The sequence below is a fragment of the Mesorhizobium sp. WSM3873 genome (assembly GCF_001672445.1).
Lineage (GTDB): Bacteria > Pseudomonadota > Alphaproteobacteria > Rhizobiales > Rhizobiaceae > Mesorhizobium.
Genome location: NZ_LYTM01000016.1, coordinates 70,932 through 86,207, shown reverse-complemented (window position 1 = coordinate 86,207; position 15,276 = coordinate 70,932). Strand labels below are relative to the sequence as shown.

14 protein-coding genes are annotated in these 15,276 nt (G+C 64.6%); 6 read left to right on the top strand and 8 right to left on the bottom strand.

Annotated elements, in window-relative coordinates:
* The first annotated feature begins 8 nt into the window (after window positions 1-8).
* Together A9K71_RS13760 and A9K71_RS13755 are read left to right on the top strand one after the other, a co-directional pair.
* Window positions 9-740: an SDR family oxidoreductase gene (locus tag A9K71_RS13760; protein WP_066996137.1), complete on the top strand. Its 732-nt coding sequence runs from the start codon at window positions 9-11 to the stop codon at window positions 738-740.
* Between the two features lie 240 nt (window positions 741-980).
* On the top strand, window positions 981-1,826 hold the full coding sequence (locus A9K71_RS13755; RefSeq protein WP_066996133.1) for a fumarylacetoacetate hydrolase family protein: 846 nt from the start codon (window positions 981-983) through the stop codon (window positions 1,824-1,826).
* A gap of 181 nt (window positions 1,827-2,007) precedes the next feature.
* On the opposite strand, the gene A9K71_RS13750 is transcribed toward A9K71_RS13755, so the two are convergent.
* From A9K71_RS13750 to A9K71_RS13725, 6 genes are all read right to left on the bottom strand, one after another.
* Window positions 2,008-3,006: an ABC transporter ATP-binding protein gene (locus A9K71_RS13750; RefSeq protein ID WP_066996130.1), complete on the bottom strand. Its 999-nt coding sequence runs from the start codon at window positions 3,004-3,006 to the stop codon at window positions 2,008-2,010.
* A 15-nt stretch (window positions 3,007-3,021) separates the two neighbouring features.
* A complete protein-coding gene (locus A9K71_RS13745; protein WP_066996127.1) occupies window positions 3,022-4,083 on the bottom strand; it encodes a Gfo/Idh/MocA family oxidoreductase in 1,062 nt (353 codons plus the stop codon).
* Window positions 4,080-4,919 carry a carbohydrate ABC transporter permease gene (locus A9K71_RS13740; RefSeq protein ID WP_066996124.1) on the bottom strand — a complete coding sequence of 280 codons (840 nt, stop codon included), beginning with the start codon at window positions 4,917-4,919 and terminating at the stop codon, window positions 4,080-4,082. The genes A9K71_RS13745 and A9K71_RS13740 overlap by 4 nt, the downstream gene beginning before the upstream one ends.
* Before the next feature lie 8 nt (window positions 4,920-4,927).
* A complete protein-coding gene (locus A9K71_RS13735) occupies window positions 4,928-5,857 on the bottom strand; it encodes a sugar ABC transporter permease (RefSeq protein WP_066996121.1) in 930 nt (309 codons plus the stop codon).
* 228 nt (window positions 5,858-6,085) lie between these two features.
* Window positions 6,086-7,345, bottom strand: coding sequence for an ABC transporter substrate-binding protein (locus A9K71_RS13730; protein ID WP_066996117.1), 1,260 nt, complete (start codon window positions 7,343-7,345; stop codon window positions 6,086-6,088).
* 52 nt (window positions 7,346-7,397) lie between these two features.
* Window positions 7,398-8,306: an N-acetylmuramic acid 6-phosphate etherase gene (locus A9K71_RS13725; RefSeq protein WP_066996114.1), complete on the bottom strand. Its 909-nt coding sequence runs from the start codon at window positions 8,304-8,306 to the stop codon at window positions 7,398-7,400.
* Between the two features lie 201 nt (window positions 8,307-8,507).
* Here A9K71_RS13725 and A9K71_RS13720 point away from each other — a divergent pair, with 201 nt between their 5' ends.
* From A9K71_RS13720 to nagA, 4 genes are all read left to right on the top strand, one after another.
* Window positions 8,508-9,389 carry an N-acetylglucosamine kinase gene (locus A9K71_RS13720; protein ID WP_066996111.1) on the top strand — a complete coding sequence of 294 codons (882 nt, stop codon included), beginning with the start codon at window positions 8,508-8,510 and terminating at the stop codon, window positions 9,387-9,389.
* Between the two features lie 137 nt (window positions 9,390-9,526).
* A complete protein-coding gene (locus tag A9K71_RS13715) occupies window positions 9,527-10,306 on the top strand; it encodes a GntR family transcriptional regulator (protein ID WP_066996108.1) in 780 nt (259 codons plus the stop codon).
* Entirely contained in the window at window positions 10,303-11,334 is a 1,032-nt protein-coding gene (locus A9K71_RS13710) for an SIS domain-containing protein (protein ID WP_066996103.1), read from the top strand. The genes A9K71_RS13715 and A9K71_RS13710 overlap by 4 nt, the downstream gene beginning before the upstream one ends.
* Window positions 11,331-12,491 carry an N-acetylglucosamine-6-phosphate deacetylase gene (nagA, locus tag A9K71_RS13705; protein ID WP_066996100.1) on the top strand — a complete coding sequence of 387 codons (1,161 nt, stop codon included), beginning with the start codon at window positions 11,331-11,333 and terminating at the stop codon, window positions 12,489-12,491. The genes A9K71_RS13710 and nagA overlap by 4 nt, the downstream gene beginning before the upstream one ends.
* 192 nt (window positions 12,492-12,683) lie before the next feature.
* Here nagA and A9K71_RS13700 read toward each other — a convergent pair whose 3' ends face one another.
* Window positions 12,684-14,210 (bottom strand): malonyl-CoA synthase, encoded by a 1,527-nt coding sequence (locus tag A9K71_RS13700; protein ID WP_066996097.1) that lies wholly within the window; start codon window positions 14,208-14,210, stop codon window positions 12,684-12,686.
* 61 nt (window positions 14,211-14,271) lie between these two features.
* Complete coding sequence (locus A9K71_RS13695; protein WP_066996094.1) at window positions 14,272-15,015, bottom strand: GntR family transcriptional regulator; 744 nt, start codon at window positions 15,013-15,015, stop codon at window positions 14,272-14,274.
* Between the last annotated feature and the right edge of the window lie 261 nt (window positions 15,016-15,276).

Genomic DNA, 15,276 nt, shown 5'->3' with positions numbered 1-15,276 from the left:
AGGGAAGCATGGCGGATCTGGCAGGCAAAGTGGTCGTCATCACCGCGGCGGCGCAAGGCATTGGGCGGGCGAGCGCGCTGGCTTTCGCCAAGGCCGGCGCCACCGTTCATGCCACCGACATCAACGAGCAGCTTTTGGCCGAACTCGGCAAGACTTCCGGCATAAAAACCCGCAAGCTCGACGTGCTCGATGACGCGGCCGTCACATCGGCCTTCGCCGAGATCGGCCCGGTCGATGTTCTGTTCAATTGCGCCGGCTTCGTCCATTCGGGGTCGATCCTCGAAATGACGGATGCCGATCTCGACTTCGCCCTGAATCTCAATGTCCGCTCTATCATCCGCACCATCCGCGCCGTGCTGCCCGGCATGCTGGAGCGCGGCGACGGCTCGATCATCAACATGGCATCGCTGGCAAGCTCGCAGAAGGGCGTGCCGAACCGTTTCGTCTACGGCCTTACCAAGGCGGCGGTCGTCGGCCTGACCAAGGCGGTGGCCGCCGATTATGTGGCTAAGGGCATCCGCTGCAATGCCATCTGTCCGGGCACGGTCGAGAGCCCGTCGCTGCAGGACCGCATGCATGCGCAGGGCGACTATGACGCGGCGCGCGCCGCCTTCATCGCTCGCCAGCCGATGGGAAGGCTGGGCGCGCCGGAAGAAATCGCCGATCTCGCCGTCTATCTGGCGGGCGCCACCTACACTTCGGGGCAGGCCTACAATATTGATGGCGGCTGGTCGATCTGACGCCCGTTTCGAAAATTGGGGGCGGCTCGCAGTGCTAGTGGGCGAACAGGAAGATCGGATCGGGGCTACGCGTTCATCGGAAGCATCGAAAAGTCTGAAAAAATCCAGCCTGCCGACCGACTGCGTGGAGTCCGCGCTTGCGGGGTACCAGGCTGATGGCTAGGGTCCGCCCGATTTTCGCATGAGGTCGTGGCGGAAAGTTTTGCAAATCGGTCTTTGGCCGCAAGGTGGAGAGAAAAGATGAAGTTGCTGCGCTATGGCGAGATGGGAAGCGAGCGTCCCGGCCTGCTCGATCAGGATGGCACGATCCGCGACCTTTCGGCCTATGTCGCCGACATCGCCGGCACGGCGCTGCATCCGGCTTCGCTGGAGATGCTGTCGAAGCTCGATCCGAAATCGCTGCCGGCTGTTTCCGGTAGCCCACGCATCGGCGCCTGCGTGGCCGGCACGGGGAAATTTATCTGCATCGGCCTCAACTATTCCGACCACGCTGCCGAGACCGGCGCCACCGTGCCGCCGGAGCCGATCATCTTCATGAAGGCGAGTTCGGCTATCGTCGGGCCGGATGACGACGTGCTCATCCCGCGCGGCTCGGTCAAGACCGACTGGGAGGTCGAGCTCGGCGTCGTCATCGGCAAGACGGCGAAGTATGTCAGCGAGGACGACGCGCTGGATTATGTTGCCGGCTATTGCGTCGCGCACGACGTTTCCGAGCGAGCCTTCCAGGCCGAGCGCCAAGGCCAGTGGACCAAGGGCAAGTCCTGCGACACTTTTGGCCCGATCGGCCCCTGGCTGGTGACCACGGACGAGATCGCCGACCCGCAGAACCTCAAAATGTGGCTGACGGTCAACGGCAAGATGATGCAGAACGGCTCGACCAAGACCATGGTCTACGGCGTGAAGTATCTGGTTTCCTATCTCAGCCAGTTCATGTCGCTGCATCCCGGCGACATCATCTCCACCGGCACGCCGCCCGGCGTCGGGCTGGGCATGAAGCCGCCGGTGTTCCTGAAGGCCGGCGACGTCGTCGAGCTCGGCATCGAGGGCATGGGCCAGCAGAAGCAGACCTTCAAGGCGGACGAGTAAGCGCAGACCTCACCTTCTCCCCTTGTGGGAGAAGGTGGCCGCGAAGCGGCCGGATGAGGGGTGTTGGAACGATCTCTGCGTTGCAGAAGTAAGCGTCGCACTCCGCTGGAGCACCCCTCATCGATCTCGGCGCTGCGCGCCGATCCACCTTCTCCGGCAAGGGGAGAAGGGGAGGCCGGCGCTACTTCAACACCCTTCCATCTGCCCCGAACCGGTACGTCTTCGCCGGATCCGGCGTTGCATAGAGCGTCGCGCCCGGTTCGGCATTGTAGACGCCGAAGATGCGCACGGTGAGTAGCCCGGCCTTCTCGCAGTCGAGATAGAGATTGGTGTCGGCGCCGAGATGCTCGGCATGCACCACCGTGCCTTTCCAGGCGCCGGATTTTGCATCGACGGTCAGATGTTCCGGGCGCACGCCGACGGTCTTCGCCGTCTCGCCAAGCTTGGCGCCGTCGATGAAATTCATCTTCGGCGAGCCGATGAAGCCGGCGACGAATTCATTGGCCGGCGCATTGTAGAGCTCCATCGGGCTGCCGATCTGCTCGATGCGGCCGGCATTGAGCACGACGATCTTGTCGGCCAGCGTCATCGCTTCGACCTGGTCGTGCGTGACGTAGATCATCGTTGCCTTTAGCCGCCGGTGCAGCTGCGCGATCTCCAGCCTGGTGTTGACGCGAAGCGCCGCGTCGAGATTGGACAGCGGCTCGTCGAACAGAAACAGTTTCGGTTCGCGCACCACGGCGCGGCCGATCGCGACGCGTTGGCGCTGCCCGCCCGACAGCTCCGCCGGCCGCCGCTCGAGATAGGGCTCGAGCGACAGCATCGCGGAAGCGATCTTGATGCGGCGCTCGATCTCGGCCGAAGGCGTGCCGGCCTGTTTCAGGCCGAGCCCCATATTGTTCTTCACCGTCAGATGCGGATAGAGCGCGTAGGTCTGGAACACCATGGCGATGCCGCGTTTTGCGGGCGGCGTGACGGAGACGTCGTCGCCGTCGATCACCACGCGCCCGGAGGTCGAATCCTCTAGCCCTGCGATCACGCGCAGCAGCGTCGACTTTCCGCAGCCGGACGGGCCGACGAAGACGACGAATTCGCCGTCATTGACCTCGAGGTCGATGCCCTTCAGCACCTCGACCGGCCCGAATGCCTTCTTCACGTTCTCGATGTTCAGCGAGCCCACGGCTTCGTCCTTGTTCTAGAGTTTGATTGGCGCGCCGGTGCGCACGCTCTGGTCGGCGGCGAGGCAGACGGCGAGCGACTTCACCGCGTCCTCCATGTGGCGGGTCAGGTCGATGTCCTCGCGGATGGCCTTGAGCAGGAAGGCTTGTTCAAGATCGCAGAGTTCCTGGTGCCCCGGCTCGCCTTCCATCGACAGCAGTTCGTCCTCTTTGATGAACTTTCCGTCCGGCCCGGTCGCGGCGCTGTGCAAGCGGATGGTCGAGGTCTTGGTGTGCGTGTCGATGTCGTCGGACTTAACGCCCTCCTTCATGACGATCGACACAGAGCCTTTGGGCGACATCACGTCCTTCACGAAGAAGGCGGTCTCCGAAACCATCGGTCCCCAGCCGGCCTCGTACCAGCCGACCGAGCCGTCCTCGAACAGCACCTGCAGATGGCCGTAATTGTACATCGAGGGCGCGACCTCGTCGGTCAGCCTGACCCCCATGCCGCGCACCTCGACCGGATTGGCGTCGGTGATCTGCAGCATCACGTCGAGATAGTGCACGCCGCAGTCGACGATCGGCGACGTCGTCTGCATCAGCTGCTTATGCGTGCCCCAGGTATGCCCTGACGATTGCTGGTTGAGGTTCATGCGGAATACGTATGGCCCGCCGAGCTTGCGCGCCTCGGCGATCAGCCGCATCCAGGACGGATGGTGGCGCAGGATATAGCCGATCACCAGCTTCCTGCCGTTGGCTTTGGCGGCATCGACGACGCGCCTGGCGTCCGCCACCGTGGTCGCCAGCGGCTTCTCGACGAAGACATGGCAGCCGGCCTCGAACGCCCGCACCGCATAGTCGGCGTGGCTGTCGGAATAAGTAGCGATGGCGGCGACGTCCGGCTTCTCGTCGCGCAGCACGTCCTCGAAGGAGCGCCTGATGCGATAGCCCGCGAGCCCATCCGGCAGCGGCACCTCGGAACGGTTGACGAGCGCGGCGATCTCGAAGCCCGGATTGGCGTGATAGGCCAGCGCATGGCTGCGGCCCATATTGCCAAGGCCGGCGACGACGACGCGAAGAGGCTGTTCTGCACTCACTTGACGGCTCCTGACGTGATGCCGCGGATCAGCTGCCGCGAGAAGATGACGTAGAGGATCAGCACCGGCAGGATCGCCAGCGAGAGCGCCGCCAGGATCGCGTTCCAGTTGGTGACGAACTGGCCGAGGAAGAGCTGCGCGCCGAGCGTCACCGTCTTGGTCTCTTCCGACGGCGCCAGGATCAGCGGGAACCACAGGTCGTTCCAGATCGGGATCATGGTGAAGACGGCGACCGTCGCCATCGACGGGCGCACCAGCGGCAGCACCAGCCGGAAGAAGATCGTGTACTCCGACAGCCCGTCGATCCTGCCGGCGTTCTTCAGGTCGTCGGACACCTGCTTCATGAACTCCGACAGAATGAAGATGGCGAGCGGCAGGCCTTGCGCCGTGTAGACCAGGATCAGCGCGGTCAGCGTGTTGACCAGCCCGCTCGCCACCATCAGCTGCAGGATGGCGACGGTGCCGAGGCGGATCGGGATCATGATGCCGAGCGCGAGATAGAGCCCCATCATCGTGTTGCCGCGGAAGCGGTATTCCGACAGTGCGAAAGCGGCCATGGCGCCGAACAGAAGCACGAAGAACAGCGAGGCGACCGTGACGACGAGGCTGTTCTGGAAATAATGCAGAAAGTCGCCTTGGCCGAACACGGTGGTGTAGCCGATCAGGTCGAAGGTTTTCGGCGTCGGCGGCGTCAGCGGCGCGCCAAAAATGCCGGCGCGCGACTTGAACGAGTTCATGATGACCAGGATCACCGGGAACAGCGCGATCACCGTGTAGGTCAAAAGGACCGCATGGGCGCCGATGGTGCGGGGAAGCGAATGTGTTGCGGTGCTCATGGCGCGCCTCAGAACTGATAGCGACGCAGGCGCGTCTGGACGAGGAACAGGTAGACGCAGACGCCGGCGAGGATGATCAGGAACATGATCGTGGCGATCGCGGCACCCATGTTGGGATCGCCGACCTGCAGCTGAAAACCGAAGAAGGCGCGGTAGAGGAAGGTGCCGAGAATGTCGGTCGAATAATTCGGACCGGCGAGCGCCCCTTGCGCGGTGTAGATCAGGTCGAAGGCGTTGAAATTGCCCACGAAGGTCAGGATCGAAATGATGCCGATCGAAGGTAGGATCAGCGGCAGCTTGATCTTCCAGAACTGCGCCATACCAGTGACGCCGTCGCATTCGGCGGCCTCGATCACCTCGTCGGGGATCGACAGAAGTGCTGCATAGATCAGCATCATCGGGATGCCGACGAACTGCCAGACCGAGACGAGGCTGAGCGCGGTGAGCGCATATTGCTCTTTGCCGAGCCACGGCGTGAACAGGCTCTTCAGCCCGACAAAGTCGAGCAGATGCGGCGCCACGCCCCAGATCGGCGAAAGGATCAGCTTCCAGGCAAAGCCGACGATGACGAAGGACAGGATCGTCGGCACGAAGATCGCGGTGCGATAGAAGGCGGCAAACCGCAGTCTCGGGCTGGAGAGAAGCGCCGCCAATAGGATGCCGATCGGATTCTGCACCAGCATGTGGATGATGAAGAACCAGACATTGTTCCGCAGCGCGTTCCAGAAATTCACCGACCAGTTGGGATCGCCGAACAGCGTGTGGAAATTGTCGAACCCGACGAACACTTGCGCCTGGTTGATGTTGCGGAACAGGGAAAGCTGCAGGGTCCCGAACAGCGGCAGGATCATGACTGCCGTGTAGACGAGCACCGCCGGCGCCAGGAAGACGCCGATATGCCAGCGGATCGGTTTCTTGGGTCGTGTTTGTGCGGCCATGAGTTCGGTCCCCGCCGTCTCTCGGTTCCAGGTCGATGGTGCTTGGCTGATGCCTCGATGCACGGCGGCCTGACTGTCCCCATGATGCGAGGGAACAAGGCCAGCGACAGTGCGGCTTCGTCTTCCCGCAAGGGTGAGCGTAAGACCGAGAGGCGGCGCCGACAATCGCTATTAAATCTGTCCGAAGGCCGGCCGGGCGGCGCCCGGCCGGTTCGAATGGCTAAAGCCTTACTTCGCCGGCTTGTACCAGCTGTCGAGGCCGTCCTGCAGCTTCTTGGCCGCGGCTTCCGGCGTGTCGGTGCCGTTGATCACGTTGGCCGATTCGACCCAGGTCTCGTTCTCGAGGTTCGGCGTGCCGCGCGACAGGATCTGGTAGGTCGAGCGGATCGTCGACTTGCACTTGCCGCGCCAGGAGACGAATTCCTGCGCCAGCGGGTCCTCCATCTTCACCGGGGTGTTGTTCAGGCTGAAGAAGCCCGGCAACGCATTGGCGTAGATGTTGGCGAAGTCCGGCGAAGCGACCCAGGACAGGAATTTCTTGGCTTCTTCCGGGTGCTTCGAGGCTGCGTTCAGGCCCATGCCGATATCGGTATGGTCGGAGATGTAGCAGGTGTCGCCGGCCTTCTGCACGGGCGGCGGGAAGGCGCCCATCTTGAACTGCGCCTGGGTGTTGAACAGGCCGATCTCCCAGGAGCCAGCCGGGTAGATGGCGGCGCGGCCGAGCGTGAACAGGTTCTGGCTGTCCGGATAGGTCTGCGCCTCGAAGCCGTCGCCGAGATAGGGCTTCCACCTGGCCAGTTCCTTGTAGGGTTCGACCCACTGCGGATCGGTCAGCTTCTGCTCGCCCTTGATCAGCGCCTGACGGCCTTCCTCGCCCTTCCAGTAGTTCGGGCCGATGTTCTGGTAGCCCATGGTCGCGGCTTCCCAGAGGTCCTTCGTGCCCATCGCCATCGGGATATAGGTGCCGTCCGCCTTGATCTTGTCGAGCACGGCGTAGAACTCTTCATTCGTCGTCGGCACCTTGAGGCCGAGCTTGTCGAAGGCGTCCTTGTTGTAGATGAAGCCGTGGATGACCGAAGCCATCGGCACGCAGAAGCTCGACTTTCCGTCGTCGGTCTGCCAGGCGGCCTTGGCGACCGGAGAGAAGTTGTCCATGCCGGGCAGCGACGAGAGGTCGGCGAGGTTGCCCTTCTTGAACAGCTCAAGCGACTTGTCGAAGGGGCGGCAGGTGATCAGGTCGCCCGCCGAGCCGGCAGAGAGCTTGGCGCCGAGTGCCGCGTCATACTCCGTCGGCGCCGAGGGCGCGAACACCACCTTGATGCCCGGGTTCTTGGCTTCGAAGGCCGGGATCAGCTTGTCCTTCCAGATGGTCAGGTCGTCGCCGCGCCAGCTCTCGATGTTGAGCGTGACGTCTTCGGCGAGGGCCATCCCGGTGGTGCCGAGAATGCTCGTGCCGATGAGAAGCGCCGTCAGTAGTTTGGTCGTCATGTCCAGTCTCCCTGTTGACCTTTTTCAGGTTCGGTTTTGATGAGAACAGCGGCTAGCGCGCCTTGCTCCCCTCGATCGCGGAAAGCGCCGGCCTGAGCTTCTGGCCGGTTTTTTCCAGTATCTTCTCGGCCGCATCGGCATTGGCAGCACCCGCGGCGAGCAGAATGGCAGTCTTGACGCCGCCGCCGCTCTCTTCGAGCAGGCGCGCCGCATCTTCGCGGCTGCGTCCGCTGATGGCGGCCACCATGCGCACCGCGCGGTCGCGCAGCTTGATGTTGTCGGCGGCGAGGTTGACCATGTAGCCGTCATGCACATGGCCGAGATGGACGGCAGCGAGCGTCGACAGCATGTTGAGCGCGATCTTCTGGGCTGTACCCGCGCCCATGCGCGTCGAGCCGGCGATCAGCTCCGGCGGCGTCTCGAGCAGGATGGCGACGTCGGCCTCGCCGAACAGCGTCGCGCCCTTGTTGTTGGCGATCGCGATCGTCGCCGCGCCCCGGCGCCGCGCGTCGCCGATCGCCTGGACGGCATAGGGCGTCGAGCCACTGGCCGAGATGGCGATCAGGCAGTCGCCCTTGCCGATATTGGCATTCGCTACGGCTGCCGCGGCTTCCTTGCTATCGTCTTCCGGTCCGCCGGCAAGCGTGCGGAACGCCTCGTCGCCGCCGGCGATCAGGATGGCGATGCGGTCACGCGCGATACCGAATGTGCCGGGAAGTTCCAGCGCATCGGCGACAGCCATCAGGCCGGAGCTGCCGGCTGCCGCGTAGGCGAGCCTGCCTCCACCCTTCAACTGTCTGGCGACAAGTTCGGCGGCCTCGGCTATGGCCGGGATGGCGCCGTGCACGGCCTTGGCGGCCTCGATCTGCGCATTGGCGAGAAATGAAAGGATGGCATCCGGGGTCTGGACATCCAGCCCCGCGGCGTTCTGATGAAGCGCTTCCGTGCGCGTCTCGACCATCCGCTTTCCTCCAACTGATCGAACAATACCAAAAAAATACCACTTGTCCACATCCCTCATCGCGTTTTCATGCCCCGGAGCGCACCGGGGTCAAATTTCCATGTCCTTTCAATCAAATACGCCTTAATCTTTTTTTGAACCGAAATTAACGCTTGGCTATTGGTATTTTATTGGTATTATCCGCGACGAGGAGAAAATCGCGTGAAATTCGTGCTTGGCATCGATGGCGGCGGCACAAGCTGCAGGGCGGCCCTTGCGACCGCCGACGGCGCTGTCGTTGGCCGCGCCAAGAGCGGCGCGGCCAATATCCGCACCGACCTTACCGGTGCGCGCGCAAACATCGTCGAGGCGGCAAGGCAAGCTTTCGTGGCCGCCGGTGAAGATCCGGAGCTGATCCCTGAGACGCCTGCCATTCTCGGCCTCGCCGGAGCCAATGTCGGCACCTACAGGCAGCAGTTGGAAGCGATCCTGCCGTTCAGCAAAAGCCGCGTCGAGACCGATGCCGAGATCGCGCTCGAAGGCGCCGTCGGCTCCGGCGACGGCGCCATGGCGATCCTGGGCACCGGCACCGCCTATATGGCGCGCAAAGCGGGCAAGTCGCGCGCCATCGGCGGCTGGGGTTTTCAGGTCGGGGACCAGGGCAGCGGCGCCCGTATCGGCCGCGACCTGCTCGAGCAGACGCTCCTTGCCTATGACGGCATCCGCCTCGGCTCGCCGCTGACGGATGCCATGCTTGCCGTCTTCCGCAACAATCCCGAGGACGTGGTCGAGTTCACCACCAACGCCAAGCCCGGCGACTTCGGCGGTTTCGCGCCAAAAGTCTTCGAGCATGCCGAAAAGGGCGATCTCGTCGCCAATTGGATCCTCGATAAGGCGGTTGCCGATGTCGAGGCTTCGCTGGGCGCGCTCGAACTCGCCGACGACGCGCCGCTATGCCTGCTCGGCGGCCTGGCGCCGCTCTACGCGCCGCGGCTGTCGGCGCGCTATCAAGCGCTGCTGAAGGCCCCGCTTGACGATGCGCTCGGCGGCGCGGTGCAGATGGCCGCGCGCATCTTCACGGGCAAATCCGGAGGCGCCCGATGAGCGCCGCCGACCGGATTTTCGCCATGCTGCTGGAGGCGCCGCGATGAGCGCCGCCGACCAGATCTTCGCTATGCTGCCGGAGGCGCCGCGATGAGCGCCGCCGACCAGATCTTCGCTATGCTGCCGGAGGCGCCGCGATGAGCGCCGCCGACCAGATCTTCGCTATGCTGAAAGAATCATCGCAAAGCGACGCGCCGCTTTACCTGCAGCTGAGGAAAAGCATTGAGGAAGCGGTCAATCGCGGCCTGATCGGGCCGGGTGACGCGCTGCCGTCAGAGCGCGATATAGCCAGCAAGGCCGACATTTCGCGCGTCACCGTGCGCAAGGCCGTGCAGGATCTCGTCAAGGGCGGCATCCTCGTCCAGCGCCATGGCTCCGGCACCTTTGTCGCCCCGCGCATGGAACGTGTCGAGCAGTCGCTGTCGCGGCTCACCTCCTTCACCGAGGATATGGCGCGCCGCGGCATGGTCGTGCGCTCGGCCTGGCTCGATCGCGGCCTCTATGCGCCCTCGCCGGACGAGATGATGGTGCTCGGCCTGTCGTCGAGCGAGCTGGTGGCGCGCGTGGCGCGCCTGCGCATCGCCAACGACACGCCGCTGGCGATCGAGCGCGCCGCGATTTCGGCGAGCGTGCTTCCCGACCCCGAAGCGATCGGCTCCTCGCTCTACGCGGCGCTGGAACTAACCGGCAACCGCCCGGTGCGGGCCGTGCAGCGCATTTCGGCCGCCAATCTCGGCGACGGCGACGCGCGCCTTCTCGAAGTGCCGCCGGGGGTTGCCGGCCTGCACATCGAACGTATTTCCTATCTGGCGAGCGGCAAGGTGATCGAGTTCACGCGCTCGATCTACAGGGGCGACGCCTATGACTTCGTCGCGGAACTCCGGCTGACCGGGCCGGGAGAGGAGAGCCGGCCATGAGCGCAACCGCCACCCACATGCGGCGCGAGATCGAGGAGATCCCGCAGGCCACCGCCCGCCTGCTGGACGGCTCGGCCAAGGTGCTGGCCGAGGCCGGCCGCGGCCTTCGCGAGCGCGATCCGCATTTCGTCGTCACCGTGGCGCGCGGCTCGTCCGACCATGCCGCCACTTTCATGAAATATGCCGTGGAGCTGACGGCCGGCCTCGCCGTCGCTTCCGTCGGCCCGTCGATCGCTTCCATCTATGGCGCGAAGCTGAGGCTGCGCGGCTCGGCTTGCCTGGCGATCTCGCAGTCGGGCAAGAGTCCCGACATCGTCGCCATGGCCGAAACCGCGAGAGCCGGCGGCGCGCTCACCGTCGCCATCACCAACACCGCCGACTCGCCACTGGCGCGCGCCTCGGATTACGCCATCGACATTCTCGCCGGCCCGGAGCGCAGCGTCGCGGCCACCAAGACCTTCGTCAACTCGGCCGTCGCCGCCCTGGCGCTGATGGCGCACAGCACTGGCGATGAGGCGCTGCTTGCCGCGCTCGCCCGTCTGCCGGAGCATTTCGAGAAGTCGATTGCCTGCGACTGGATGGCGCTCGCCACGACGCTCGAGACGCCGCGCTCGCTGTTCATCCTCGGCCGCGGCCCATCCTTCGCGATCGCCAGCGAGGCGGCGCTGAAATTCAAGGAAACCTGCGCCATGCATGCCGAGGCCTATAGCGCCGCGGAGGTCATGCATGGGCCGCTGGCGCTGGTCGGGCCGGGCTTCCCGGTCCTGGCGCTTGCTGCCCGGGACGCGTCGGAGCCTTCGGTGGCCGAGGCCGCCGACAGCTTGACGGCCAAAGGCGCGGCCGCTTTCGTCACCTCCGATAATGCGAAGGCAGCCAGGCTGCTGCCGTATGTCGCAACCGGCCATCCCTTAACCGATCCGCTGCCGCTGATCGTGTCCTTCTATGGCTTCGTAGAGGCCTTCGCTCGCCATCGCGGTCTCGATCCGGATGCGCCACGCAATCTGCGCAAGGTGACGGAAACCGTATGAGCGACCGTTTCGCCCTCACCGGCGCCCGTATCTTCGACGGGGCCGACTGGCACGACGATACGGCCCTTGTCGTCAAGGACGGCGTGGTCGAGGCCATTCTGCCCGCCGGCGCCGTGCCATCGGGCGTCTCCCATGTCGAGACCGGTGGCGGCCTCTTGGTTCCCGGCTTCGTCGACATCCAAGTCAATGGCGGTGGAGGCGTTATGCTCAACGACCATCCCGATGTCGCCTCGATCGAGACCATCTGCCGGGCGCACGCGCCCTTCGGCACCACGGCGCTCTTGCCGACGCTGATCACCGACACGCCGGCGATCACCGCCGCCGCGGTCGCCGCCGGCGCCGAGGCCGCCCGGAAGAAGGTGCGGGGTTTTCTTGGGCTGCATCTCGAAGGTCCGCATCTGTCCGTCGCGCGCAAGGGCGCGCATGATCCGGCTCTTATCCGGCCAATGACGGACGCCGACCAGGCTGCGCTGGTCGCGGCGCGTCAGGGCTTGCCGGTGCTGCTCACCACGGTCGCACCGGAATCGGTCGAGCCGGCCCGGGTCACGGCGCTGGCCGCGGCCGGCATCGTTGTCAGCCTCGGCCACTCCGACACCGGCTATGCCACGGCAACGGCCTTCGCCGAGGCCGGCGCCACGGTCGTCACCCACCTCTTCAACGCCATGAGCCAGATCGGCAATCGCGAGCCGGGACTGGCCGGAGCGGCGATCGACACCGGCAGCTTCTACGCCGGCCTCATCGCGGACGGTATCCATGTCCATCCCGGCACCATGACGCTTGCACTCAATGCCAAGAAAGGCCCGGGCAAGATCCTTTTGGTCACCGACGCCATGGCGACGATCGGAACCGACATGACATCCTTCACCCTCAACGGCCGCGCCATCTACCGCAAGGACGGGAGTCTCAGGCTTGCCGACGGCACGCTGGCCGGCGCCGATCTAGACATGATTTCCGCCGTGCGCTTTGTCCATCACGTGGTCGGGCTCGATCTCGACGAGGCGCTCCGCATGGCCTCGCTCTATCCCGCCGAAGCGATCGGCCAGGCGCATCGCCTCGGCCGTTTCGCCAACGGCACCGCAGCGGACATTGTCGGGCTGTCGGAAGACCTGGACGTCAAGAATGTCTGGATCGGCGGCGAGAAGGTGTTTGCGGCGTAGGCCTCTTCCTTCGCCATCCTCGGGCTTGACCCGAGGATCCTTGCCGTGACCTCTGCGGTGGGGCGCAACGGTGCAGAATTCTGTAATCGTTGCACGCTTTGGCGTTAAGGCATGGCTTCCAGGGTCTTCCCGGGTCGCTTCGCTCCTTGCTCCGCCCTAGAATGACGAAGCTGCCGGGCGTTTGCACTGGTCCTAGCTCTGCGGTCTGGATTGGTAGATATCCTTAAACGCCTCGCGCAAAACGTTCTTCTGCACCTTGCCCATCGTGTTGCGCGGCAATTCGTCGACGAAGATCACCTGCTTTGGATGCTTGTATTTGGCCAGCCGCCCGGCGATGGCGTCGGCGATATCGGCTGCGCTGATTGCCGAGCCCGGCTTGCGCACCACGACGGCCGTGACGCCTTCGCCGAAGTCGGGATGCGCAACGCCAATCACCGCGCTTTCGGCAACGCCGGCAAGCGCGTCGATCTCGCTCTCGATCTCCTTGGGATAGACGTTGTAGCCGCCCGAGATGATCAGGTCCTTGCCGCGGCCGACGATGTGGACATAGCCGCCGGTGTCGATCAGGCCGAGGTCGCCGGTGATGAAGAAGCCGTCTTCGCGGAATTCGGCCTTGGTTTTCTCTGGCATCCGCCAATAGCCGGCAAAGACGTTCGGGCCCTTCACCTCGATCATGCCGATCTCGCCCTGGGCTAGCGGCTTGCCGCTTTCGGGGTCGGCGACGCGCAGCGTGACACCCGGCAGCGGAAAGCCGACCGTGCCAGCGCGCCGTTCGCCGTCATAGGGATTGGAGGTGTTCATGTTGGTTTCGGTCATGCCGTAGCGTTCGAGGATGGCGTGGCCGGTGCGCTCGCGCCAGGCCTTATGCGTCTCGCTAAGCAACGGCGCCGAACCGGAGATGAACAGCCGCATGCGGCTGGCCGCATCCTTCGTCAGGCCCTGCTGCTGCAGGAGCCGCACATAGAAGGTCGGCACGCCCATCAGCGCGGTCGCGCGCGGCAGAAGCGAAATCACACGGGCCGGGTCGAACTTCTGCTCGAACAGCATCTTTGCCCCGGCCATCAGGATGACGTTGGTCGCGACGAACAGGCCGTGCGTGTGGAAGATCGGCAGCGCGTGGATGAGCACATCATCGCTGCTGAAGCGCCAGTAATCCACCAGCACGCGCGCGTTGGAGGCGAGGTTCTCGTGGCTGAGCATGGCGCCCTTGGAGCGGCCCGTCGTGCCCGACGTGTAAAGGATGGCGGCAAGATCGTCGGGGCCGCGCTCCAGATCCGCAAAATCCGCTGGCTGTAGCGCCGCACGGTCCGCAAGCGTGCCCTGTCCGTCGCGGCCTAGCGTCAGCGTCGCCGCCCCCGCCGATGCGGCAAGCGGTTGCACATCCTTCACCTCTTCCGGATCGCACACGACCAGCCGCGGCTCCGCGTCGCGGAAGAAATAGTCGAGCTCCGGCAGCGTATAGGCGGTGTTGAGCGGCAGGAAGACGGCGCCCGCGCGCAGACAGGCGAGATAGAGGAGCAAGGCTTCAGGGATCTTCTCCGCCTGCACGGCGACGCGATCGCCGGGCAACACACCAGCGGCGACCAGCGCGTGCGCAAACTGCGCGGACCGCGCCAGCATGTCGGCATAGGAAATCGAACGCCCGTCATCCGTCTCCATCAGCACTCGGCCAGGCGCCGGCATGCTGGCGCGAAACGCGTCGAACAGGTGATTGGTCATGTAGTCCCCCGGCGTCGAAAGCTCGGCCAGAGCGAATATCAGATTTGTCAGCGATGGGCAGCTATTTGCGGCCGCGCGCGGCCTTGCCTGCGCGAGCCCGCGGACCGTCGCCTGGGCTGAGCTGCGCCATGCACATCTCCGCCGTCAGCCGGTAGTGACTGAGCAAGGCCTCGACCGCGCCGTCGGCGTCGCCGTCCATGGTCCGCTCGGCAATCGTGCGGTGCTCGCCGAAGTCGTCGCGTTCGGAGCCGGGGCCGCGCTGCGAGATCAGCCGGTAGCGGGAAGCCTGGTCGGAGAGCTGGTCGCAAAAGCCGATCAGCCAATGCGAGCGGCAGGCGCAGATCAGCGCCCGATGAAAGGCGCGGTGCAGCTTCTCCCATTCCGGATTGTTGGCTGCCGGGTCGTTGGGCTGGCGGCGTTCGGCGCGCGCCAGGCGATGCAGCGCGAGCACGAGCTGTTCTTCCCATTCCGCCGTGCGGTGCGCAATGGATTCGCGCAATGCGCGTTCTTCCAGCCAGCACCGCGTGCGGGTGAGCTCCTCCAGCTCGGCCGCGTTGACCGGCATCACGAAGAAGCCGCGCTGGTCGTGGCGGCCGAGCAATCCCTCGGCGGCCAGGCGGTTCAGCGCCTCGCGCACCGGCGAGGCGCCGGCGCCATACCGGGAAACGACCCATTCGACGCGCAGCTTGCCCTCGGCTTCCAAAGCTCCCCGCAGCAAGTCCTCGCGGAGCTGATGGTAGACCGAACTGGCCAGCGTGCTCTTGGCACCCTTGCCTTCGCCCGTATCGGCGTTCCCGTATGGCAATTTGACTCCTGTTGCCGGCCCCTGTTTTGCAGGGTCCCTCGGCCAAGCAATTTCATACGATGTATCTTGCAGCCGAGCACTGCCGCCTAAAAACGTATGATGGCGATATTCGTACTTTAAGACAAGGCGGGGTCAATTATCGAATAAAGTAAAATCCACTTGAAAAAAGGCTGACGTCAGTGGGAGACTTGACATAACTCGGTATACTGAACAGCCCTTAGTTAGCGAGGCGGCTTTGCTAGGAACGCACTGTCGACGTCT

What these genes read in the sequence shown, in the direction of transcription:
- A9K71_RS13760 (WP_066996137.1), top strand. Translation starts at nt 9, where the DNA reads ATGGCGGATCTGGCAGGCAAAGTGGTCGTCATCACCGCGGCGGCGCAA.
- A9K71_RS13730 (WP_066996117.1), bottom strand. Translation starts at nt 7,345, where the DNA reads ATGACGACCAAACTACTGACGGCGCTTCTCATCGGCACGAGCATTCTC.
- A9K71_RS13740 (WP_066996124.1), bottom strand. Translation starts at nt 4,919, where the DNA reads ATGAGCACCGCAACACATTCGCTTCCCCGCACCATCGGCGCCCATGCG.
- A9K71_RS13710 (WP_066996103.1), top strand. Translation starts at nt 10,303, where the DNA reads ATGAGCGCAACCGCCACCCACATGCGGCGCGAGATCGAGGAGATCCCG.
- A9K71_RS13755 (WP_066996133.1), top strand. Translation starts at nt 981, where the DNA reads ATGAAGTTGCTGCGCTATGGCGAGATGGGAAGCGAGCGTCCCGGCCTG.
- A9K71_RS13725 (WP_066996114.1), bottom strand. Translation starts at nt 8,306, where the DNA reads ATGGTCGAGACGCGCACGGAAGCGCTTCATCAGAACGCCGCGGGGCTG.
- A9K71_RS13700 (WP_066996097.1), bottom strand. Translation starts at nt 14,210, where the DNA reads ATGACCAATCACCTGTTCGACGCGTTTCGCGCCAGCATGCCGGCGCCT.
- nagA (WP_066996100.1), top strand. Translation starts at nt 11,331, where the DNA reads ATGAGCGACCGTTTCGCCCTCACCGGCGCCCGTATCTTCGACGGGGCC.
- A9K71_RS13735 (WP_066996121.1), bottom strand. Translation starts at nt 5,857, where the DNA reads ATGGCCGCACAAACACGACCCAAGAAACCGATCCGCTGGCATATCGGC.
- A9K71_RS13715 (WP_066996108.1), top strand. Translation starts at nt 9,527, where the DNA reads ATGAGCGCCGCCGACCAGATCTTCGCTATGCTGAAAGAATCATCGCAA.